18 protein-coding genes are annotated in these 20,497 nt (G+C 70.8%); 4 read left to right on the top strand and 14 right to left on the bottom strand.

Annotation, left to right across the window (positions count from 1 at the left end):
• Positions 1-3 precede the first annotated feature (3 nt).
• Together ACIA77_RS30535 and ACIA77_RS30530 are read left to right on the top strand one after the other, a co-directional pair.
• Positions 4-1,509 carry an amidase gene (locus ACIA77_RS30535; RefSeq protein WP_395889456.1) on the top strand — a complete coding sequence of 502 codons (1,506 nt, stop codon included), beginning with the start codon at positions 4-6 and terminating at the stop codon, positions 1,507-1,509.
• Positions 1,452-2,537 (top strand): formamidase, encoded by a 1,086-nt coding sequence (locus tag ACIA77_RS30530; RefSeq protein WP_395889455.1) that lies wholly within the window; start codon positions 1,452-1,454, stop codon positions 2,535-2,537. Before ACIA77_RS30535 ends, ACIA77_RS30530 begins: the two co-directional genes overlap by 58 nt.
• A gap of 100 nt (positions 2,538-2,637) precedes the next feature.
• Here ACIA77_RS30530 and ACIA77_RS30525 read toward each other — a convergent pair whose 3' ends face one another.
• The 7 genes from ACIA77_RS30525 to ACIA77_RS30495 are packed head-to-tail and all read right to left on the bottom strand — an operon-like array spanning position 2,638 to position 10,420.
• Positions 2,638-3,663 carry an Lrp/AsnC family transcriptional regulator gene (locus ACIA77_RS30525; protein ID WP_395889454.1) on the bottom strand — a complete coding sequence of 342 codons (1,026 nt, stop codon included), beginning with the start codon at positions 3,661-3,663 and terminating at the stop codon, positions 2,638-2,640.
• Positions 3,660-4,547: an alpha/beta fold hydrolase gene (locus ACIA77_RS30520; protein ID WP_395889453.1), complete on the bottom strand. Its 888-nt coding sequence runs from the start codon at positions 4,545-4,547 to the stop codon at positions 3,660-3,662. The genes ACIA77_RS30525 and ACIA77_RS30520 overlap by 4 nt, the downstream gene beginning before the upstream one ends.
• Before the next feature lie 10 nt (positions 4,548-4,557).
• Positions 4,558-5,733 (bottom strand): M24 family metallopeptidase, encoded by a 1,176-nt coding sequence (locus ACIA77_RS30515; protein WP_395889452.1) that lies wholly within the window; start codon positions 5,731-5,733, stop codon positions 4,558-4,560.
• 1 nt (position 5,734) lies between these two features.
• On the bottom strand, positions 5,735-6,622 hold the full coding sequence (locus ACIA77_RS30510; RefSeq protein ID WP_395889451.1) for an ABC transporter permease: 888 nt from the start codon (positions 6,620-6,622) through the stop codon (positions 5,735-5,737).
• Positions 6,619-7,587 (bottom strand): ABC transporter permease, encoded by a 969-nt coding sequence (locus tag ACIA77_RS30505; RefSeq protein WP_395889450.1) that lies wholly within the window; start codon positions 7,585-7,587, stop codon positions 6,619-6,621. Before ACIA77_RS30505 ends, ACIA77_RS30510 begins: the two co-directional genes overlap by 4 nt.
• A 14-nt stretch (positions 7,588-7,601) precedes the next feature.
• On the bottom strand, positions 7,602-9,212 hold the full coding sequence (locus ACIA77_RS30500) for an ABC transporter substrate-binding protein (protein ID WP_395889449.1): 1,611 nt from the start codon (positions 9,210-9,212) through the stop codon (positions 7,602-7,604).
• Entirely contained in the window at positions 9,212-10,420 is a 1,209-nt protein-coding gene (locus tag ACIA77_RS30495; RefSeq protein ID WP_395889448.1) for a dipeptidase, read from the bottom strand. The genes ACIA77_RS30500 and ACIA77_RS30495 overlap by 1 nt, the downstream gene beginning before the upstream one ends.
• A 184-nt stretch (positions 10,421-10,604) precedes the next feature.
• Between ACIA77_RS30495 and ACIA77_RS30490 the strand changes: the two genes are divergently transcribed.
• Both ACIA77_RS30490 and ACIA77_RS30485 read left to right on the top strand, forming a co-directional pair.
• Positions 10,605-11,606, top strand: coding sequence for an ABC transporter ATP-binding protein (locus ACIA77_RS30490; protein WP_395889447.1), 1,002 nt, complete (start codon positions 10,605-10,607; stop codon positions 11,604-11,606).
• Positions 11,590-12,594 (top strand): ABC transporter ATP-binding protein, encoded by a 1,005-nt coding sequence (locus ACIA77_RS30485; RefSeq protein WP_395889446.1) that lies wholly within the window; start codon positions 11,590-11,592, stop codon positions 12,592-12,594. Before ACIA77_RS30490 ends, ACIA77_RS30485 begins: the two co-directional genes overlap by 17 nt.
• 348 nt (positions 12,595-12,942) lie before the next feature.
• On the opposite strand, the gene ACIA77_RS30480 is transcribed toward ACIA77_RS30485, so the two are convergent.
• From ACIA77_RS30480 to ACIA77_RS30450, 7 genes are all read right to left on the bottom strand, one after another.
• A complete protein-coding gene (locus tag ACIA77_RS30480; protein ID WP_395889445.1) occupies positions 12,943-14,139 on the bottom strand; it encodes an alpha-hydroxy acid oxidase in 1,197 nt (398 codons plus the stop codon).
• Positions 14,140-14,939: 800 nt separating this feature from the next.
• A complete protein-coding gene (locus ACIA77_RS30475; protein WP_395889444.1) occupies positions 14,940-15,839 on the bottom strand; it encodes an NAD(P)-dependent oxidoreductase in 900 nt (299 codons plus the stop codon).
• The gene (locus ACIA77_RS30470; protein ID WP_395889443.1) at positions 15,836-17,041 is read right to left on the bottom strand and encodes a M24 family metallopeptidase; all 1,206 of its coding nucleotides are present in this window, start codon (positions 17,039-17,041) and stop codon (positions 15,836-15,838) included. Before ACIA77_RS30470 ends, ACIA77_RS30475 begins: the two co-directional genes overlap by 4 nt.
• Complete coding sequence (locus tag ACIA77_RS30465) at positions 17,038-17,820, bottom strand: ABC transporter ATP-binding protein (protein WP_395889442.1); 783 nt, start codon at positions 17,818-17,820, stop codon at positions 17,038-17,040. The genes ACIA77_RS30470 and ACIA77_RS30465 overlap by 4 nt, the downstream gene beginning before the upstream one ends.
• Position 17,821: 1 nt before the next feature.
• Positions 17,822-18,613, bottom strand: coding sequence for an ABC transporter permease (locus tag ACIA77_RS30460; protein WP_395889441.1), 792 nt, complete (start codon positions 18,611-18,613; stop codon positions 17,822-17,824).
• On the bottom strand, positions 18,610-19,470 hold the full coding sequence (locus tag ACIA77_RS30455; protein ID WP_395889440.1) for an ABC transporter permease: 861 nt from the start codon (positions 19,468-19,470) through the stop codon (positions 18,610-18,612). The genes ACIA77_RS30460 and ACIA77_RS30455 overlap by 4 nt, the downstream gene beginning before the upstream one ends.
• Positions 19,467-20,450, bottom strand: coding sequence for an ABC transporter substrate-binding protein (locus ACIA77_RS30450; protein ID WP_395889439.1), 984 nt, complete (start codon positions 20,448-20,450; stop codon positions 19,467-19,469). The genes ACIA77_RS30455 and ACIA77_RS30450 overlap by 4 nt, the downstream gene beginning before the upstream one ends.
• Positions 20,451-20,497: the final 47 nt, after the last annotated feature.

Genomic DNA, 20,497 nt, shown 5'->3' with positions numbered 1-20,497 from the left:
CACATGACTCTCAGTCCCCCCTCGCCCGCGCACCCCACCGGCCGGAGTGGAGCCGAGCTCGCCGGGCTCCCCGCCACGGTCCTCGCCCGGCTGATCCGTGACCGCGAAGTGTCCGCGGCCGAAGTGACCGCGGCCGCGCTCGATCGGGTGCAGGCCCTCGACGACGACCTGCACGCGTTCGTCGAACTCACCGCGGCCGGGGCACGCACCCGGGCCGCCGAGATCGACGCCGCGCTCGCCCGCGGCGACGAGGTCGGGGCGCTGGCCGGGGTGCCGGTGGCGATCAAGGACCTGATCGCGACGCGAGGCATCACCACGCGATCGGGCTCACCCGCCTACGCCACCTTCATCCCGGACGAGGACGACATCGTGGTCGAGCGCCTGCGCGCCGCCGATGCCGTGATCCTCGGCAAGACGACCGTGCCCGAACTCGGCTTCAGCGCCGTCGCGGACAACCCCGTGTCCCCCACCGCCCGCAACCCGTGGGACCCCACCCGCACGCCCGGCGGCTCCTCGGCCGGCTCCGGCGTCGCGGTCGCCACCGGAATGGTCCCGCTCGCGCTCGGATCCGACGGCGGTGGCTCGGTCCGGATCCCGGCGTCGTTGTGCGGTGTCTACGGGCTGAAGGCGTCGATGGGCCGCGTACCGCTCTACCCGGGCTGCCGTGACGAGCGCTACCCCGGCATGTCCAGCTGGGAGACGCTGGAACACATCGGGCCGATGACCCGCACCGTCGACGACGCGGCCTTGCTGATGTCGGTCATCGCCGGCCCGGATCCGCGCGACCGGCACTCGATCCCGACCGCCGACGTCGACTGGCGCGCGACCGCGGCGAATCCGGACCTCTCGGGGCTGCGCGTCGCCTACGCCCCGGACCTCGGCTACCTTCCCGTCGACCCCGAGGTACGGCGCGTCGTCGGCGCCGCTGCCCGGGTCTTCGCCGACCGGCTCGGGTGCGAAGTGGTCGAAGCCGACCCCGGCCTCACCAACCCCCAGGCACACTTCTGGGCGCTGGTGTTCAACGACACCGACCTGGACGGAATGCGCGCCATGGTCGCCGAACACGGTCCGCGGATGTCACCGCACCTGGTCGAGCTCGTCCTGCGGCCCTGGACCGCGGAAGACTTCTCCCGAGCCCAGACGGCCCGCAAACGGCTGGTCAACCAGATGTGGCGCTTCATGAGCGACTACGACCTCCTGGTCACCCCGACCCTCGCGGTGCCGGCGTTCCCCGTCGGGTTCCAAGGACCTGACTCGATCGACGGCCGGATGACCGGTCCCGGCTCCTGGCTGGGATTCCTCAACCCGTTCAACCTGACCGGGCAACCGGCCGCTTCGGTCCCCGCGGGATTCACCGCGCACGGCCTCCCCGTCGGCATGCAGATCGTCGGCCGCCACCTGGCCGACGCGACCGTGCTCGCGGCCTCCGCCGCCTTCGAGGCGACCGCGCCGTGGGCGAGCTCCTGGCCGGCCTGCGTCGCGGCCACGTCGACCGGGAGCACGTCATGACCGGGCTGGACGGGCTCAACCCCTCGCCGGGAGCCGTGGTTCTCGGGTTGGTCCAAGCACGGGTCCCCGTCGTCGAGGAGCCCGCCGACCTCGCCGTGACGGCGCAGCGCCTGGCCGCCCAGCTGCGAAAGGCCAAGCAGGCCATGCCTTCGCTGGATCTGCTCGTCTTCCCCGAGTACAGCCTCAACGGGCTCGACCCCGGCACCTGGTTGGACGAGCGCCTGCTCTGCGATCTCGACGGCCCTGAGATGACGCTCCTGGCCGGCGCCTGCGCGGAGGCCGGAGTGTGGGGTTGTTTCTCGCTGATGGAGCGGAACCCCCGCGGTGCCCCGTGGAACAGCGGCGTCATCGTCGACGCCTCCGGGGAGACCAAGCTCTACTACCGCAAGATGCACCCGTGGGTGCCCGCCGAACCCTGGCACCCCGGCGATCTCGGCGTCCCCGTGTGCGACGGACCGGCCGGTTCACGCCTGGCGCTGCTCATCTGCCACGACGGCATGCTGCCCGAAATGGCCCGCGAGGCCGCCTACCGCGGGGCGAACGTCATCCTGCGCACCGCCGGCTACACGTACCCCATCCGGCACTCGTGGCAGATCACGAACCAGGCGAACGCCTTCCACAACTTGGCCTACACCGCATCGGTGTGCTTGGCGGGGCCCGACGCGGGCGGGATCTGGTCCCAGGGCCAAGCCATGGTCTGCGACATCGACGGCACCGTGCTCGTCCACGGCGACGGCCTCCCCGACCGGATCGTCACCGCGGAGGTCGTGCCCTCCCGCGCCGTCGACGCCCGCACCGGGTGGGGCGTCGAGAACAACATCTACCAACTCGGCCACCGCGGCTACAGCGCCATCCCCGGCGGCGCGACGGACTGTCCCTACACGTTCATGCGCGACCTCACCGCCGGGCGCTACCGGCTGCCGTGGGAGGACCGGGTCGCACACACCGACGGCACCGGCGCCGGCTGGGGCCCACCACCGTTGTCGGCCAGCACTCCACCGGCAGAACCGGGCCGGGCCCCTTTCTGACGGGCGCCGGTCGCGGTGCCCGTCCGCAGCGAGGGGCTCCCGCGAGAACTCCGGAGCCGGTACGCGCACGGCAGGCACGCGGGGTTGTGCGCTGAGCCGCCTAATTCGAGATCAGGTGGCTCAGCGCGGCGAGTTCGTCGGCGCTGTCGCTCCGGTAGTCGGCCAGCTGACCGCGCCACCAAGGCGTCTCCACGAAGCCGCGCTTCATCGTCAGAAGTTCGACCGACGCGTTCCAGCCGACCACGCCCTCGAGCTTCGCCAGGCTCGCGGTGGTGAACTCGAACAGCCCGCGCGTCGAGTCCGCGATCACTTCGCACAGCAACGAATTCCCGTCGAGAGTGGCGCCGAGATAGCGAACCGACCGGTGCCGTGCGAGTGCGCCGGCCACCTCGTCGAGCTTCGCCGGCGCGACGCTCACCGTCAGCAGCGTCTCGGCCTCCAGGCCCAGCGCCGGAGCCGGCACGATGGTGGACACGGTCGCACAGCCATCGGCCACCATTCGTTCGAACCGGCGGCGCACCGTGCTCTCGTTGAGGTCGAGCGCCTTCGCAACGGTCTTGAAGCTCGCTCGCCCGTCGTCGTGCAGCAGGTCGAGGATGGCCCAGTCCACTTCGTCCAGGTGCTCAGGCGAGCAGAGCTTCGGTTCCGGCTCCGGTACCGCGCTCTCGTCGAGCAGCTGGCGGCTCCACTGGTGCGACACCTTGTACACGTGCAGCAGCAGGTCGCTGTACCACCGCTCGACGCCGTCGATGCGCTGCAGCTCCAGCATCGTCCGCGGGTAACGGGTCGGCCCCGAGCCGACCACGACCTCCAGGGCGATGTCGTAGCGGCCGGTCACCAGCGCGGCCCAGCGCACGTCCGACCTGGCCACGAGCTGTTCCGCCACCCGCAGCTGCGTTCCCGGACGGCAGCCGATCCGCACGAAGAACGTCTCCACCGTGCCCGTGCTGCCGAGTGCGGGCATCACGGCAACCCGCAGGATCTTCTCGTCCATCAGCTGCTGCACGCGCCGGGACACCGTCGGTACCGACGTGTCACAGCGGGCCGCGATGCTGGTCCAGCTCGCGCGGCCGTCCTGCTGGAGGGCGACCACGATCCGGCGGCTGAGCTCGTCGAGCGGCTTCATGGCACCGGGCACGTCTCCGCCAGGAACGCGCGCACCGCCTCCGTCCACGCCTCGGCCTCCTCGATCTGCGGGGAATGTCCCGACCGCTCGAAGACCACGAGCCGCGCGTGCGGGATCAGCTCGGCGATCTTCTCGCTGCACTCCACCGGGGTGATCCAGTCAGTGCGGCCCACCGTCACGAGGACCGGGCACGTCAACGACGGCAGCAGCGGCTTGACATCGTAACCGGGGATGTTCACCGAGAACGCGTAGTTGTGCGCTTCGTACCGGTACGGCGTCGCCGCCACCTTCCGCTCCACTGCCTCCGGATCGTAGTGGTAGTCGTACAGCGGCAGGATCTCGCGCCAGCAGTCACGCAGGTCCCCGTCGTCGCGCACGGCCCCGGCGAAAATCCGGTCGAGCTTGTCGCGGTCGATCTCGACCCTGGCCGACGCCAGCGCGTTGGCCAGTGCCTTCTCCTCGTGCGCGTGGTCCGGCGAGGTGTCGCGCAGCACCATCGCGCGCACGCGGTCCGGGTAGCGCGTCGCGTACTCCATCGCCATGAACCCACCGTAGGAGCCGCCGGCCATGATGATCTGCTCGGCGCCGATCCATTCGCGCAGCCCGTCGATGTCGGCGGCCCACTGATCGTGGCTGAACGTGCCCTTCCCTTCGCTCTGCCCGGAGCCGCGAGCGTCGAACACGACCACACGGTAGGTGTCGGCCAGCCGGCCGAAACTCGCCCTCGGCTCCGCGCGCGAGCCGAGACCCGGGGCCCCGTGGTGGGCGATGAGCACAGGCGCGTCCGCCGGCCCGAGCACCTCGACGGCGAGCCGATTGCCGTTGATCTCGACGAGCCGGGCATCAGTGGTGGCGGCGGCGAATTCCGGTGAGTCTGCCAACACGATCACTCCTTCAGGCGGGAATCACGCAGTCGTCCAGACCACGTGGATAGGACGTCAGCGGGCGGGCGCCCCCCGAGGTGACGAGCATGCTGTCGGAGATGCGGTACCCGGCATGGCCGGGCACGTAGACACCCGGTTCGTTGGACACGATCATCCCCGGCTCGAGCACCGTGGGGTCGCCGTCCTCGAGCCACGGCGGTTCGTGCATGCCGAGGCCGATGCCGTGTCCCTGGCGATGCCGCAGGTAGCCGCCGAGCCCGGCGTCGCGGATCACCGCAAGGCAGGCGGCGTTGGCGGCCCGGCACTCGGCCCCGGGCCGGATCGCTTCACCGCCCTTCTCCTGTGCCAGTCGCACGACATCGTGGTAGCGGCGCTGCTGTGCGGTGGGCTCGCCGAGCACGAACGTCCGCTCACCCTCGACGAACCGGCCGCCCACCGCGCAGCCCAGCGACAGCATGAACGTGTCGCCGGGCCGGAGGCGGTAACCGGAGGGCAGGCCGTGCGGGTACGCCGAGTTGGCGCCCGCGTAGACGAGGCCGCCGGCGAGCGGCGACACCACGACGACATCGGTGTGCTCGGCGTACATCGCGCCCGTGCCGGCACTCGTGACGTGGGCGGCCAGTTCCGCCTCGCTGGGGAGTTCGCCGGCGCCGACGGCGTCGGTCACGAGCGCCACTCCCGCCGCCAGCATCAGATCGGTGATCCGGGCGGCTTCGGTGTGCAGTGCGATCTCTTCGGCCGTTTTGACGTACCGGGCGACGGTCACCACGTCGGTCGGCGCCAAGTCGGCCGGAGGAAGAGCCGCGGCCGCCGCGGCGAGCCGTTGACAGGTGATCGCGGTGGTGTGCCCCACCCGACGGCGCCGTGTGCCCACCACTTCGGAAAGCGCTTCGAACGGCGGCCGCACTCCGGGGTACTCCGGATAGGACACGAGCTCGGCGGCCGCGTGCTGTGCTTCCGCGTGCTCGCGCTCCAGCTCGGGCAGCAGCAACGCACACCGCCCGCCGACGTCCAGCCAGACCGCGACCGGGCGCTCGCACGGGTGGTGGAAGAACCCGGTGAGGTAGGCGACGTCCTCGGGGTCATCGGTGAGCACCGCGTCGAAACCGGCCTCGGCCGCACGAGCGCAGACGCGCTCCTGGACCGTCGCGAAGAAGGCCGGTTCGAGCCGCTGGGAGAAGGTCATCTCACATCTTCTTCCGGCGCGGGTTGCGCGCGTCGTTGTACGCGGTGGACAACAGCGTCGCTGCGAGCACGAGCAGGAAGATCGCGATCGACGGGAACAGCGGCAGCCACCACGCGGTGGACATGGCCCCGGCTTGCTGGGCCTCGAAGAGGATCCGGCCCCACGACCACGTGTTCGGGTCGCCGAGGCCGAGGAAGGCCAGGCCGGCTGCGGTCAGCACGGCCCGGGATGCTGTGAGCACGACGGAAACGAGGATCAACGGGGTCACCGCCGGAACCACGTGCCGGGTCACGATCCACGCGGGCGAGCTGGTCATCAGCCGCGCCGCGTCCACATAGGGCAGGCGCACCGTGGCGAGAGCCTGTGACCGGACGACTCGCGTCACCTCGGGCCACGAGAACGCCGCGATGACCAGGATGATCGTGAGCGTGCTCGGCCCGGCCAGCGCCGCCACCAGGATCATCAGCGGCAGGATCGGCAGCGACAACGTCAGGTCGACGAACACGCTGACCACGACGTCGAGCTTGCGGAAGTACGCGCCCGTGACCGCGAGCAGGGTGCCGAGCACGATCGCGATCAGCGACGCCGCGGCCGCGACGAGCAAGCTCTGCCGGGTGCCCCACACGACCTCGCTGAACACGTCGAGGCCGAGGCTGTCCGTGCCGAACCAGTGCGCACCGGACGGCGCCGCGAGCACCGCGTCCCCGTACCCGGTCGGATAACCGGCCAGCAACGGCGCCGCGACCGCCACGAGCACCAGCAGCACGAGCACCGCCAGTGCGGCCAGGCCCAGCGGCTGGCGGCGGAACGCGGACCAGGTGCCGCGCTGGGGGGCGACCACGGCCGGTGGTGCCACCGGGGTCGCTTCGGGAGGAGCGGAAGTGGTCATGCTGCCGCCTTCACACGGGGATCGAGGACGCCGTAGACGATGTCGGTGAGCATGTTGACCAGCACGACCACGGCGGCCAGCAACAGGAAGGCGCCCTGCAGCACGGGGAAGTCGAGCCGTACCACCGCCTCGTAGATCCCGCGGCCGATGCCGGGGTAGGCGTAGACCGTTTCGATGAGGATCACGCCGCCGACCAGGTACAGGCACACCTGCAGGCCGACGAGCGTGGTGGTGGGCAGCAGGGCGTTGCGCAGCGCGTGCTTCCACAACACCCGGCGCCGTGGCAGGCCGTTGGCACGGGCCAGCGTCACGTAGTCCTCGCCGAGCGCCTCGATCAGCGTCGATCGCACCGTCAGCACGTACGGGCCGAGCTGGACGAGCACGAGCGACAGGCACGGCAGCACCAGGTGCGCCACCACACTCAGGTACCACTGGCCGCCGTAGACACCGTCCGCGTAGGCCCCGCCGATGGGCAGCAAGCCCAGCCGCAGGCCGAACAGGTACAGCAGCCCGATGCCCACGCTCGGGACGAAAAGGGACTGCCCCGCGACCGCGACCACCTGCACGACGCGGTCCGCGAGACCACCGGAGCGCGCCGCCGCCAAGACTCCCAGCGGAATGCCGACGAACACGGTGACCACCAGAGACGACAGCACCAGCAGCAGCGTCCACGGCAGACGGTCCAGCAACGCCTGGGTGACGTCGATGTTCTGGCTGAAGGAGACGCCGAGGTTGCCGTGGACGAGCTGGCCGAGGTACTTCACGTACTGCACCGGCAGCGCCTGGTCGAGGCCGTACTGCGCGAGCAGGCCGGCCCGGATGGCCGGCGTCATGTTCGGACTCGCGATGGCCAGCGCGGGGTCACCCGGCAGCAGGCGCAGCAGGAGGAACGTGATCGTGACCGCGAACCAGATGGTGAGCACCCCGCGGCCGAGCCGCCTGAGCACGAACAGCACCAGGGACATCCGGGCCTCCCGCCTCAGCCCGTCTTGGCCGCCGACGCGACCGAGATCGGGTTGACGATGGACAGCAGCTCACTCGGCTTGGCCACGAAGCCGCTCCAGGCCGAGCGGTAGGCCAGGTAGAGGTTCTGCGTGTACATGATGTTGTCGTAGACGTTGTCGTGCACGAGCTTCGCCGCGTCCCGCATGAACGGCACCTGCGCGGCCTGGTCGAACGTCACGCGGGCCTTGTCGATCAGCGCGTTCAGCGCCGGATCGTCGACGTAGGAGTAGTTGATCGAGCCCTGGGGCAGGTAGGCCAGCGACATGTTGGTGGCCGGATCGTCCATGATCGCGAAGTTGCCGGCGTAGATGTCGAAGTCACCCTTGTCGGTCATCGCGAGGTAGGTGTTGCGTTCGATGCCTTGCAGCTGGATCGTCACGCCCGCCTTGGCCGCGCCGTCCTTCACGAGTGTCGCCCACTGCGCGGTCACCGGGTCCTGCAGCGAGTAGATCAGCCGGAACGACAACGGGAAGTTGCCGTTCGCGTCGGCCTGGTAGCCGGCCTGGGTGAGCAGTTGCCGTGACAGGCCCGGGTTGTACTCGTATTCGGTGACCGACTTGTCGTAGAACGCCGACAGCACGGGCATCAGCGGGCTGGACCCGGTCGACACCGCCTGGCCCTGGAGCACGACGCGCCGGATGGCGTTGTAGTCCACCGCGTGCGCGAGCGCGAGGCGGACGTCCTTCTTCGCCAGGTCGGGCTTGGTCATGTTGTAGGTCAGGTGGGCGTAGCCCAGCCCTGGCGCCTCGGCGACCTTGATACCCGAGGCGCTCTGCAGCTGCTTGACCTGCGCCGGTGGCAGCGAGTTCGCGATGACGTCGACGTCGCCGTTCTTCAGCGCCAGGATCTCGGTGTTGACGTCGGGGTAGACGCGGTAGACGATCTGCGCGGCCTTGGGCTTGCCACCCGGCACGAGCGGGTAGTCGTCCACCCGTTTCATCGTGTAGCTCTGTCCACGTTGGACACCGGTGAGGACGTACGGGCCCGCGCTGACCCAGCCGCCCTTGCTCCCGTCGTTGGCGAACTTGGCGACCGAGCCGGCGGGCTCGAACACGTGCTCCGGCACGATGTTGCCCCAGAACCCGACCTCCGGGATGAGCGACGAGTCGGGGTGGGTCAGCTTCACCTCGACCCGGGTGTCGGAGACCGCGGTGGCGGAGTCGAAGTTGGCGAGCTGACCGTACAGCGTGCCGGCGGGCTTGTCGTGCTTGACCGCGTTGAGCGTGTAGGCGACGTCCTTAGCGGTCAGCGGCTGCCCGTCCGACCACTTCATCCCGGATCTGATCTCGTAGAACCCGGTGGTCTCGTTGGTGTATCCCCACTTCTCGGCGAGCTCGGGTCCCTTCGCACCGTTCGGCTCGATCGACAGCAGGTGCGGGTACATCAGGTTGGTGATCCAGTAGTCGCTGCGGCTGTTGCCGATCAACGGGTTGTAGTTGACCACGTCCGTGGTGGTCGCGATGGTGAGCGTCGCGTCGGAGACGGCACCGCCGGCCGGTGGCGGGCTGGGCGCGCACGCGGTGGTCAGCACGGCGGTGACAGCGAGGGCCGTCACCGCGGCGAGCGCCGAGCGGGGGCGGCACATCAGACCCAGACCTCCTTGAGGATCCGCAACGTGTTCCCCCCGACGACCTTGCGGATCTCGTCGTCGCTGTAGCCGTGCGAGACGAGCCAGCCGATGATGTTGTAGAAGCCTTCCGCGGGATTCTCGAGGCCGTCGACGTACTCGACCTTGTCGAACTCGACGCCCCCGTGCGCTTGCCCGAGCGAAAGGTTCGCCGCGAAGGCGTTGTGCAACCCCACGTGATCGCCGAACAGCGTGTCGGGGCCGAAACTCACGTGGTCGACACCGACCAGCTCGACGCAGTAGGTGAAGTGGTCCATCACCGATTCGAGCGAGTGCCTCGGGTGATCACGGGACAGCGTGGTGTGCGGCGCCGCTTCGATGCCGATCACGCCACCGCGCTCGGCGCAGGCCCTGATCGTCTCGTCGTCCTTCATCCGGTTGGTCGGCCACACCGAACGCGCCCCGGCGTGGGTGATGAACACCGGGACCCGCGACGTGCGGATCACGTCGAGGCCTGTGCGGTCACCGCTGTGGGAGATGTCGATGGCGATGCCGAGCTTGTTCATCCGCTCGACGGCACGCTCGCCGAGGAAGGTCAGTCCGCCGTCGCCGCGCTCCTTGAGGCCACTGCCGAGCAGGTTCGCCTCGGAGTAGGCGATACCCATCTGCCGGACGCCGAAGCCGTAGAGCACGTCGAGCCGGTCGATCTCGTTCTCGATCGGCGTCGCGGCTTCAAGCGCGAAGATGTGCGCGATGCGGCCGGTTTCCCCGGCGCGCTCGATGTCGGCGAGGCTCTCGGCTTTGAGCACGAAGTCCTGGTGCGCCAGATCGGCCATCCGCACGCCGAGATCGAACAGCACGTCCTGGTACTTCCAGCCGGCGTCGGAGCTGATGCAGCACGTGCCGTCCATGCCGTTGTCGAACACCGCGGTCAGACCGGACCGGGACAATCCTTCGTAGCCGGTGGGTTCCCGGCCCTGGCGGATGTGTTCACGCAGGTCGGTCATGTCCTCGGGGAAGACCTGCACGTGTTCGTGCAGCGAGATCACAGTCTCCTCGGCCAGCAGCCGGCGAGTGCGCTCGGCTTGCTCGGTGCTGAGGTCGAGACCCTCGTAGGCCGGGACGCGGCCGATCTGTTTCGCGTAGGCGATTTCCCGGTAGTCCTTGCCGGCTTCCAAGTAGTCGTAGGCGGTGTAGCCGGTATAGCGGGGAGCGGGGTCGAGCACGTGAGTCTCCTCGTCCCCGGACGGCCCGCGGGGATGGGGCGGGCCGTCCGGAACAGTTGACTGGGGCTGGGGAATGAAGGAGAGTCTCATCAATATTCGGCGCCAATGTCAATGTTGATGTTGAAATTAGGCATCGCAGAACTTGAAATGAAACATTCAGGCAACACGGGCAGGTGATGATGCGATGGTGGAGACACTGGTCCGGCCCGCGCTGCGGGTCAGAGAGCTCTCCGTGACGTTCACCCTCGAGGGCAGGACCGTCCCGGCCGTCCGGCACGTCGACCTCGATGTGCCACGAGGCGAGCTGGTCGCGCTGCTCGGTGAGTCGGGCTCGGGCAAGTCCGTCACCGCTCGCGCGATCGTCGGCCTCGCCGGCCCGGACGCGCAGGTCTCGGCGAGCGAACTGGCGCTGGGCGACACCGACCTGCGGGTAGCCGGAGCCCGGGAACTGGAAGCCTTGCGGGGCCCGCGAATGAGCCTCGTGCTGCAGGACGCCCTCTCGGCGCTGAACCCGGTGCTGACGATCGGCGACCAGCTCGGCGAGCTGTACCGGGTCCACAGTGGAGCTTCTCGGCGAGTGGCCCGGGAGCGGGCGGCCGAACTGCTCGGTCTCGTCGGCATCCCGGATCCACGAGCGCGCGTCAAGGACTACCCGCACCAGTTCTCCGGCGGGATGCGGCAACGAATCCTCATCGCGATGGCGATCGCGCTCGAGCCGGAGCTGCTGATCGCCGACGAGCCGACCACGGCGCTCGACGTGACGGTGCAGGCGCAGATCCTGGACCTCCTCGCAGCACTGCGCGAGCAGCTGGACATGGGCGTTCTGTTGATCACCCACGACCTGGCCGTCGTGAGCGAGGTCGCCGACCGGCTGGCCGTGATGTACGCGGGGCGCATCGTCGAGGCGGGCGACGCCGACTCCGTGCTCGCCCACCCGGCTCACCCCTACACCGAGGCGTTGCTGCGGTCGGTGCCCCGGCTGGAACACCGCGGCGGAGACCTGTTCACCATTCCGGGTGCGCCGCCCGATCCGCGCCGGGTGCCTCCGGGCTGCTCATTCCACCCGCGCTGCCACCGCGCGGTCCCGGCGTGCGCCGCGGTACGACCCGAACCGGCCGAACACCACGGTGGGCGGATCGTCGCCTGCCACGAAGCGGAGGTGCTTCCCGATGTCCGCAACGGATGACGTCGTGCTTACCGCGACGGACCTGGTCCGGTCGTTCCCGGCGGGTTCGGTGCTGCGCCGCCGGCACGTGTCGGCCGTCGACGGCGTGAGCCTCGCCCTGCGCCGTGGCGAAGTGCTCGGGATCGTCGGCGAGTCCGGCTGTGGCAAGTCCACGCTCGCCCGGATGCTGGTCGGCCTGGAGAAGCCGGACGCCGGACGGCTCGCCTACCGCGGCCAGGACGTGACGGCGGGTCGCCGTCGCGACCGCAAGCGGTTGCGCGACGGCGTGCAGATGATCTTCCAGGATCCGTATTCGTCTCTCGACCCGCGGATGACGGTGCTCGAGGTGGTGGCCGAACCACTCGCGGCGAACCGGTGCGGTTCGCGTGCCCAGCGCCGAGACCGAGTCGCGGAGCTGCTTTCGCTCGTCGGCCTGTCCCCGGACATGATGGGCCAGTACCCGCACCAGTTCTCCGGCGGCCAACGCCAGCGCATCGGCATCGCGCGTGCTCTCGCCCTCGACCCGGACGTGCTGATCTGCGACGAACCGGTGTCCGCGTTGGACGTCTCGGTGCAGGCGCAGGTGATCAACCTGCTGGAGGGGTTGCGCGCCCGGCTGGGGGTGGCGGTGGTCTTCATCGCCCACGACCTGTCGGTCGTGCGGCACCTCGCCGACCGGGTGGCCGTCATGTACCTCGGACGCATCGCCGAAATCGGCGGCACAGCGGCGATCTACGACCACCCGGCCAACCCGTACACCCAGGCCTTGCTGTCCGCCGTGCCGTCCCCGGACCGCGCCGCGAGAGGCCGGCTGGCTCAGCGGCGGGTGCTGGCCGGCGAACCGCCCTCACCGCTTTCCCCTCCCCCCGGCTGCCGGTTCAACCCACGCTGCTGGCTGGCCACCGACGAGTGCCGCGCCGACGTCCCCCGCTTGCGGGAGATCGGCGGCGAACCCCGGCGCAGCGCCTGCCACCACGCCGAAGACACGCTCCGCGAGGTGGTCGGCTAGTTCACTCCTTCCGCCGGTGAACTCGTTGCCCGCGACGCATCGCTGCGTTCTTCGCCGGCGGCACAACAGAAAGCGCCTTCGGCCCCGCCTTCGCGGCCGAGACCGAGCGGGCTGACCGGAACCGGGAGCCGCGCAGGACACGGGGCAAGTGGTGGGTGTGAGCAGCCGGCAGTGGCTCGGCACCGGGGAGGGGATCGAACAGCCCCTGGCCGGTCAACCCCCGCTTCTGCCCAACCCGCCGGCCTTGCCGCAGCCCTGGCGGCGGCGAGACCCACCGCCGGCACCGACCCGGCCGGCAAGACCCGGGCCCTCTCGTGTGAGGCGGCCCGGGCAGCTGCTTTGCGACGGTCAGCGGAACCTCCGCCATCCGGCCCGCGGACGGGGACCATCGCCGGGCCGGTCGGCCACGACGGCTCCGGCGAGGGGCGTCGCGAGCACGCGGTGGTCGACGTCCTCCAGCCGGGCGCAGCCGGTGAGGGCCATCGCGCGGTCGAGTTCCTCAGTCAGCACCTGCACCACCCGCTCAACGCCCGCCTGTCCGCCGGCGGCGAGCCCGTACAGGTAGGGCCGGCCGATCAGCACCGCGCGGGCGCCGGTGGCCAGCGCGGCGAGCACGTCGGTGCCCCGCCGCACCCCGCCGTCCAGGAACACCTCCGCGCGCCCCGCGACTTCGGCGACGACGTCGCCGAGTGCCTCGATGGTCGCGGGCGCGCGGTCGAGCTGGCGGCCGCCGTGGTTGGACACCACGATGCCGTCGGCGCCGTGGTCGAGGAGCACGCGGCAGTCGGCCGGGCGCAGCACGCCCTTGACCACGAGCGGGCCGGACCACCACGCGCGCAGGTCGGCGAGGTCCCGCGCGGTCACCGGGTAGAGGCTGCGCAGCATGTCCCGCTGCATCGCGTGCGGCGTGACCCGGCCGTGGCGCGACCCGCGCCGGCGCAGGTGGCCGCGCGCGATGTCCACCGCCCAGCTCGGGCGCATCGCGCAGTGCAGGGCCATCCGCGGCCCGAATCGCATCGGCACGGTGAACCGGTTGCGGCGGTCCCGTTCCCGGTTGCCGAACACCGCACTGTCCACAGTGACCACCAACGCCCGATACCCGGCCGCCGCGACGCGGTCGAGCAGCGCGCGCACCGCCGCGCGATCCGGCCAGAGGTAGAGCTGGTACCACCGCGGTCCGGGCGCCGCGGCGGCGACCTGCTCGAGGGTGAAGCTGGCGACCATGCCCTGGACGTAAACGGTGCCGCGGGCGGCGGCCGCGCGCGCGACGGCCACCTCGGCGTCGCCGTGCAGCACCCGCGCCGCGCCCGTCGGCGCGAGCAGGATCGGCGACGCCACCCGGTCACCGAAGATCCGCACCGACGTGTCGCGCTCACCCGGCACGGCCAGGGCCGACGGCAGCAGCCCGGTGGCCCGGAACGCCTCGACGTTGCGCCGCACCGTCACCTCGTCCTCGGCGCCGCCCTCGATCAGGTCGAACACCGGGCGCGGAAGCCGCCTGCGCGCTCGGTCACGCAACTCCGCGACGTTACCGGCGCGGCTCACGACTCACCTCGCACGCACCGCACCAGCCGGGCGGCCGCCACCTCGAACGCGCACGCCATTCCCCTGTCCCCGGCGCCATCCTCGGACAAGCCGAACACCAGGCGCGGAAGCCGCCAACGCGCGCGGCCGCGCAACTCCCCGACGTTACCGGCGCGATTCACGACGCAGCTCCCACGTACTGCGCCAGCCGACCGGCCGGCGTATCGATCGCGCACGCCATTCCCCCGTCCCCGGCGCCATCCTCGAACAAGACGAACACCAGGCGCGGAAGCCAACCGCGAGCACGCTCACGCAACTCACCGACGTCACCGACGCAGCTCACGACCCACCCCGCACGTACTGCGCCAGCCAACCGGCCGGCATACCGATCGCGCACGCCAATCCCTCGTCCCCGGCGCCACCCTCGAACAAGACGAACACCAGGCGCGGAAGCCAACCGCGAGCACGCTCACGCAACTCACCGACGTCACCGACGCAGCTCACGACCCACCCCGCACATACCCCGCCAACCCGCCCGCCGCCAGCTCGAACGCGCACGCCATTCCCCGTTCTCGGCGCCACCCTCGAACAAGCCGAACACCAATTCCGGAAGCCGACGGCGAGCACGCTCACGCAACTCCCCGACATCACCGACCCGGCTCACGACCCACCTCACACATACCGCGCCGGCCCGCCAGCCGCCACCTCGATCGCGCGCACTTTTCCCTCGTCCCCGGCGCAACCCTCGAACAAGCCCAACACCGGGCGCGGGAGCCGCCTGCGCGCGCGGCCGCGCAACTCCCCGACATCACCGACCCGGCTCACGACCCACCTCCCACGTACCGCGCCAGCCCGCCGGCCGCCGCCTCGATCGCGCGGGCCAGGCCCTGCCGCGTCGCGCCCGCGATGTGCGGTGAGAGGAAGCAGCCCGGGGCCGTCCACAGTGGATGGTCCGGCGGAAGTGGTTCGGGGTCGGTGACGTCCAGGACCGCCAGCAGCCGTCCGGAGAGGACTTCGGTGGTCAGCGCCGCGGTGTCGACGACCGGGCCGCGCGCGGCGTTCACCAGCACCGCCCCGTCGGGCATCCGGGCCAGCAATCCGGCCCCGGCCAGACCCGTGGTTTCGGCGGTCGCCGGTACGAGCAGGACCACGGCGTCGGCCTCGGTGACGAGGTCGTGGAGCGCGGTGACCGGGTGCACGGCGGCGCGAGCGGTGCGGGCGACCACCGTGACCGCGGCGCCGAGGCCGGTGAGTTTGGCGCGGGCGCAGCGGCCGATCGACCCGGCGCCGACGAGCACCACGCGTGTGCCGGCCAGCTCCGAGCTCTCCGTGCGGCGCCAGCTGCGAAGGCCCTGCTCGCGCACGGCGGGCAGCAGCCCGCTGGCCAGCCCGAGCAGCGCCGCGGCGACCCACTCGGCCACCGCGTTGTCGCGTGCGCCGGCCGGCCGGCTCAGCCGCACCCGGTCCGGCAGGTGCGGCTCGAGCCATTCGGCGCCGGCGATCAGCGTCTGCACCACGCGCAGCGCGGGCAGCTCGCCGAGCACCGGCAGCAGGTCGGTGCGCTGGTGCTCCAACACGAGGAACTGGACCTCCCACAACGCCTGCACCGCGGCCGTGCCCCCGGACGAAGGCAGCGGGACGACGCGGACCCGCCCCGGCGCGGCGGCGCGCAGCGCGGGCAGTGCGTCGTCCGGCCCGGAAGCCACGACCTGTCTCGTCATCGGCCCAGCTCGGCCAGCCGCTTGTCGAACTTGTGCAGCTCCTCGACGCCGTCGTCGCCGATGATCACGTTGTCGCACACCCAGTGGCAGAAGCCGTCGAGCACGTAACGCGGGTGGCACGCGAGGTTCATGCCCGCCGCCAGCACCATCGGCTCCTCGGCCCGGATCAGCGGGCGTTCGACGAGGTCGGTGCCCTGGCCGTGGCAGTGCAGCCGCAGCTCCTCCGGCCGCCCGTTGTCGCGCAGGAATTCGTTGTACTCCGCCCAGATGTCGGCGGGTGCGGCGCCGGGACGCAGCAGGCCGTAGCAGAACCGCTGCGCCCGCAGGCAGAACTCGTACTCCTCGGCGATCCGGTCCGGCACCCGGCCGACGACGCCGGAGCGGCCGATCTCGGTGTACATCCCGCCGGGCCCGTTCACCTCCACCATGAGGTGGAACGCGTCGCCCTCGCGGATCACCCGGTGCTGGCTGTGCGGGTGCGCGATCCGGCCGGGCTCGCCGAGCGGGGTCGAGACGCACCAGTAGATGCCCTGCTCACTGCCCAGCGATTGCGCCGTGTGCTGCGCGACGGCGGCCACGTCGCTGTCGCGCATCCCCGGTGCCACCGCCTCGAACGCCGCCGCGATCGCCGCGTCCTGCAGCTTCGCGGTGGCGCGCACCAGCTCCAGCTCCTCCTCGGACTTGAGCGCGCGGACGGTGTCGACGACGTCCGCGGCCTCGGTGAACGTCGCCGCGTGCAGCTCACGCTGCAGGTACTCGCCGAAGGCCATCGGGATCGTGCCGGTGCCGACCCACCCGATCCGGCCGGTGGCGAACGCCCGCAGTGCGTCGAGCGCCAGCTCCGCCCCGTCGTAACGGGTGTAGGACACCGAGCTCATGTACGGGCCGGCGAGCGCCCGGCCGACGCCGCGCAGCACCGGGTCGTGGTCGGGATCCACCACCAGGTCCTCGCCCCGGGCGCCGTGCCGGATGATCGTCATCGGCTCCTCGCGGGGGAACACGACGGTGACCGGGTAACCGTTGGTGGCCGGGATGTCGGTGAGGTAGCGGACGTAGCCACCGACGTAGTCGTTGTTGGTCTGCGCGACCAGCACGTCGATTCCGCGATCCGCCATGCCTTCGCGGATCGCGCGCCACCGGCGGTGCAGCTCGGCGGTGCTCACGGGGTGGTTCAGCCGTTCGGACAGTTCGGTTCCGGTCATCGGGCGGCTCCCGCGTCCGCGCCGCTGATCAGGGTGAGCACGTCCGTGCGCAGTTCGGTGAACCGCGGCAGGGCCTTGGTGGTCACCTGGTTGCGGGGCCGCGGCAGGTCGACCTCGAGCGTCCGCAGCACCGTCGTCGGGCGCCCGGACATCACGATCACCCGGTCACCGAGGTACACGGCCTCGTCGATGTCGTGGGTGACCAGCACGATCGTCAGCCCGGCGTCGTGGCGCACCCGCAGCACCAGGTCCTCCAGGTCCGCGCGCGTCTGGGCGTCCACGGACGCGAACGGTTCGTCCATGATCAGGAACTCCGGCCGGTACGCGATGGCCCGCGCGATCGCGACCCGCTGCTGCATCCCGCCGGAGAGCTGCCACGGGTAGCTGTCGCCGAAGCCGCCGAGGCCCACCTCCTCCAGCGCCTGGCGAACCGCCGCCCGGCGCGCCGCGCGGTCGCGGATCTTGTTCTTCAACGGGATCGCGACGTTGCGGCCGACCTTCGACCACGGCATCAGCGACCGGCTGTAGTCCTGGAAGACGCACGCCACCTCGGGCGGCGGGCTCTCGATCACCTTGCCCGTCTCCGTGAGCACCACCTTGCCCCCGGACGAAGGCAGCAGCCCGGACAGGCAGCGCAGCAGGGTCGTCTTGCCGGCACCGGAGGGGCCGACGATCGTGACGAACTCGCCGGCGTTCACGGTGAACGAGATGTCGCGCAGCACCTCCAGCTCGCTGCCGGCGGAGCGGTAGGACTTCCTCAGGTGGTCCACGGTCAGCATGTCAGCTCTCCCCGTCCTTGGTGTACCAGCGCAGCAGCCGGCGTTCGAGCAGCACGAAGGCGCCGTTGAAGAGCACGCCGAGAATCCCGAGCAGGAGCATGCCCGCCCACATCTGGGACACCTCGAAGCTCTGCTGCGCCTGCAACGTGACGAACCCGATCCCGTTGGTCGCCGCGACGAGCTCCGTCACCACCATCATCACGAACGCCACGGTCAGGGCGATGCGCATCCCGGCGAGGATGTTCGGCGCCGCGGCGGGAAGCTGCACGTGCAGCACCCGCTGCGCCCGGGTCAGCCGGTACGACCGCGCGGCGTCCTCGAGTTCCCGGTCGACGCCCCGCACCCCGTCGATGGTGTTGAGCAGCACGGGAAAAACCGTGACGAACGCGGTGAGCACGATCTTCGGCAGGTCACCGATCCCGAGCAGCACGATGCTCACCGGCACCAGCGCGGTCGCGGGCAGGGCGCGGCAGAACTGCAGTGCCGGGTCGAACGCGCGGTGCAGCAGCGGCAACCGTCCGAAGAGGACACCGAGCGCGATGCCGACCACGACGGCCACGCAGTAGCCCAGCAGCATCCGCCCGACGCTCGGCAGCACGTCGGAGGCGAACCGGCTGAACAGCCACAACTGCTGGAACGACACGAGGATCGAACGCAGCGACGGCCAGAACGGCGAGGTGCTGCCGAGCGAAGCGAACCACCAGGCGAGCAGTGCCGCGACCGGCACGACGAGCGAGACGAGCCACGCCGTGAACCGGCGCCCGGCCCGGCGCGGACGCACCACGGAAGTCATCTGGCCTCCTCACGGTAGGAGACGTGCCAGTGCAGCAGCCGGCGCTCGATCGCGAGCAGGCCGACGTTGGCCAGGACACCGAGCACCCCGACGACGAACACGAGCGCGTACATGCTCGGGTAGACCGCGTTCGAGGCGTAGACCGCGATATCGGCCCCGATCCCCCGCACCGACGCGATGATCTCGACCGCCACCACCACGACCAGCACGTGTGACGCCGCGAGCCGCACGCCGGTGGCCACGAACGGCAGCACCGCGGGCAGCACCACGTGCCCGAGGCGCTGGTGGGCGCGCAGGCCGAACACCCGGGCGCTGTCGCGCAGCACGTCGTTGATGCCGCTGACCCCGTAGAAGGTCTGGAAGAGCATCGGCCACAGCGCGCCGACCATCCCGAGCAAAGTGGACACCCGCGGCGTGGCACCGAGCAACAGCAGCAGCAGCGGCAGGAACACCACGGCCGGCACGAACCGCAGGAAGTCGAGCGGGTAGTGCACGAGCCGGTACAGCAGCGGCACGGCGCCGAGCGCGACACCGAGGGCCAGCCCGGCGACCACTCCGCCGGCCAGCCCGACGGCGAACTGCTCGAGCGTCGCCATCAGGGCGTGGACGAACCCGGCGGTGGGAGCCAGGTCGACGAGCGCCGCACCGATCGCGCTGATCGGCGGCACCTCCGGCGGCAGCCAGCCGGCGCGGGCGATCAGTTCCCACAGCACGAGGATGCCGAGGGTGGTCAGCCACGGGAGACCGCGCAGCAGCCACGGCCGGGAAGCCCGGCGGGCGGGTGCGGCCGCCGGCGTCGGCGCGTCGAGTCCGGCGGGCGCGGGGGCCAGGCCGGTGGGGGTCGGCTGGGTGCTCATGGCACGACGTACGTTCCGTACGCGGGCGCGGCCGAGACCACCCCGTACTTGACCGTGAACGCCGCTTCCTTCTCGATCACCTGGCGGCTCACGTCCGCGGTGTAGAGCGGGAGCGGGGCCTGGGCCACGAGGGCCGGATCGGCCTTCGTCTGCTTCACGATGGCCTTGCGGGTCTCGTCGGGATGTGCGTTGGCGTACTCACTGGACTGTCGCACCGCTTTGCGCCACCTTTCCACGATGCCGGGATGCTGATCGATGAAGGACTTCGCCATGAAGAACACCGTGTTGTCGGCGTTCGGATCGGCGAACGCGACGGCCGGCGAGTCACCGATGTCCCGGAAGCCCTTCTTCCGCAACGCCGTCGCGTACGGCTGGGCGGTGCTGATCGCGTCGACCTTGCCCTGTTCGAGGGCGGTGAGCTGATCGGGGAACGTGAGCTGGACCAGGTGGACGGACGACGCGTCGCCGCCGTCCTTCTCGATCGCCTCGCGCATCCAGAACTCCCAGCAGCACTTGAGGGAGTTCACCGCGACCGTCTTGCCCGCGAGGTCCTTGAAGGACCGGATCGGGCTGCCGCCCGCCACCATGGTCTGGTACTGCGCCCCGGCCGCGGCGGGGCGATCGGCGACCGCGCCCGACACGATCTGGACGGGGATGCGCGAGGCCGCCGCGATCACGACCGGCGAGATGCCGCCGAGCGCCACCTGCTGCTGGCCGTTGATGACCTGGGTGATCGCTCCGGCGCCCGTGGCCGCGCGGCCGATGGTGAGGTCGATCCCGTTCTGCGCGAAGAACCCGTGCGCCTGCCCCACGAGGATGGCGGTGGACGACTGCGAAGCGGCCACCCCCGCCGTGATCGGGATCAGGCCGCCGGTCGACCCGCCGCCGAGCGTGTTGGTCGCGCTGAGCGCCCCGCACGAGGAAAGCAGGAAACCGGCCGCGGTGACCAGCAGGCAGGCCACCTTGCGTCGATGCTTCACGATTGGCTCCGTTTCGCCGCTGAAACGAGTCAAAATGCCTTGCGGGG

Source organism: Amycolatopsis sp. NPDC051903, from assembly GCF_044452505.1.
Lineage (GTDB): Bacteria > Actinomycetota > Actinomycetes > Mycobacteriales > Pseudonocardiaceae > Amycolatopsis.
Note: the sequence above shows the minus strand (reverse complement) of the source record. Positions and strands in the feature narration are given on the sequence as shown.

Coding starts and splice junctions, on each gene's coding strand:
- ACIA77_RS30515 (WP_395889452.1), bottom strand. CDS start 5,733: ATGACCTTCTCCCAGCGGCTCGAACCGGCCTTCTTCGCGACGGTCCAG.
- ACIA77_RS30475 (WP_395889444.1), bottom strand. CDS start 15,839: ATGACGAGACAGGTCGTGGCTTCCGGGCCGGACGACGCACTGCCCGCG.
- ACIA77_RS30510 (WP_395889451.1), bottom strand. CDS start 6,622: ATGACCACTTCCGCTCCTCCCGAAGCGACCCCGGTGGCACCACCGGCC.
- ACIA77_RS30485 (WP_395889446.1), top strand. CDS start 11,590: ATGTCCGCAACGGATGACGTCGTGCTTACCGCGACGGACCTGGTCCGG.
- ACIA77_RS30535 (WP_395889456.1), top strand. CDS start 4: ATGACTCTCAGTCCCCCCTCGCCCGCGCACCCCACCGGCCGGAGTGGA.
- ACIA77_RS30455 (WP_395889440.1), bottom strand. CDS start 19,470: ATGAGCACCCAGCCGACCCCCACCGGCCTGGCCCCCGCGCCCGCCGGA.
- ACIA77_RS30500 (WP_395889449.1), bottom strand. CDS start 9,212: ATGTGCCGCCCCCGCTCGGCGCTCGCCGCGGTGACGGCCCTCGCTGTC.
- ACIA77_RS30490 (WP_395889447.1), top strand. CDS start 10,605: ATGGTGGAGACACTGGTCCGGCCCGCGCTGCGGGTCAGAGAGCTCTCC.
- ACIA77_RS30460 (WP_395889441.1), bottom strand. CDS start 18,613: ATGACTTCCGTGGTGCGTCCGCGCCGGGCCGGGCGCCGGTTCACGGCG.
- ACIA77_RS30465 (WP_395889442.1), bottom strand. CDS start 17,820: ATGCTGACCGTGGACCACCTGAGGAAGTCCTACCGCTCCGCCGGCAGC.
- ACIA77_RS30505 (WP_395889450.1), bottom strand. CDS start 7,587: ATGTCCCTGGTGCTGTTCGTGCTCAGGCGGCTCGGCCGCGGGGTGCTC.
- ACIA77_RS30470 (WP_395889443.1), bottom strand. CDS start 17,041: ATGACCGGAACCGAACTGTCCGAACGGCTGAACCACCCCGTGAGCACC.
- ACIA77_RS30525 (WP_395889454.1), bottom strand. CDS start 3,663: ATGAAGCCGCTCGACGAGCTCAGCCGCCGGATCGTGGTCGCCCTCCAG.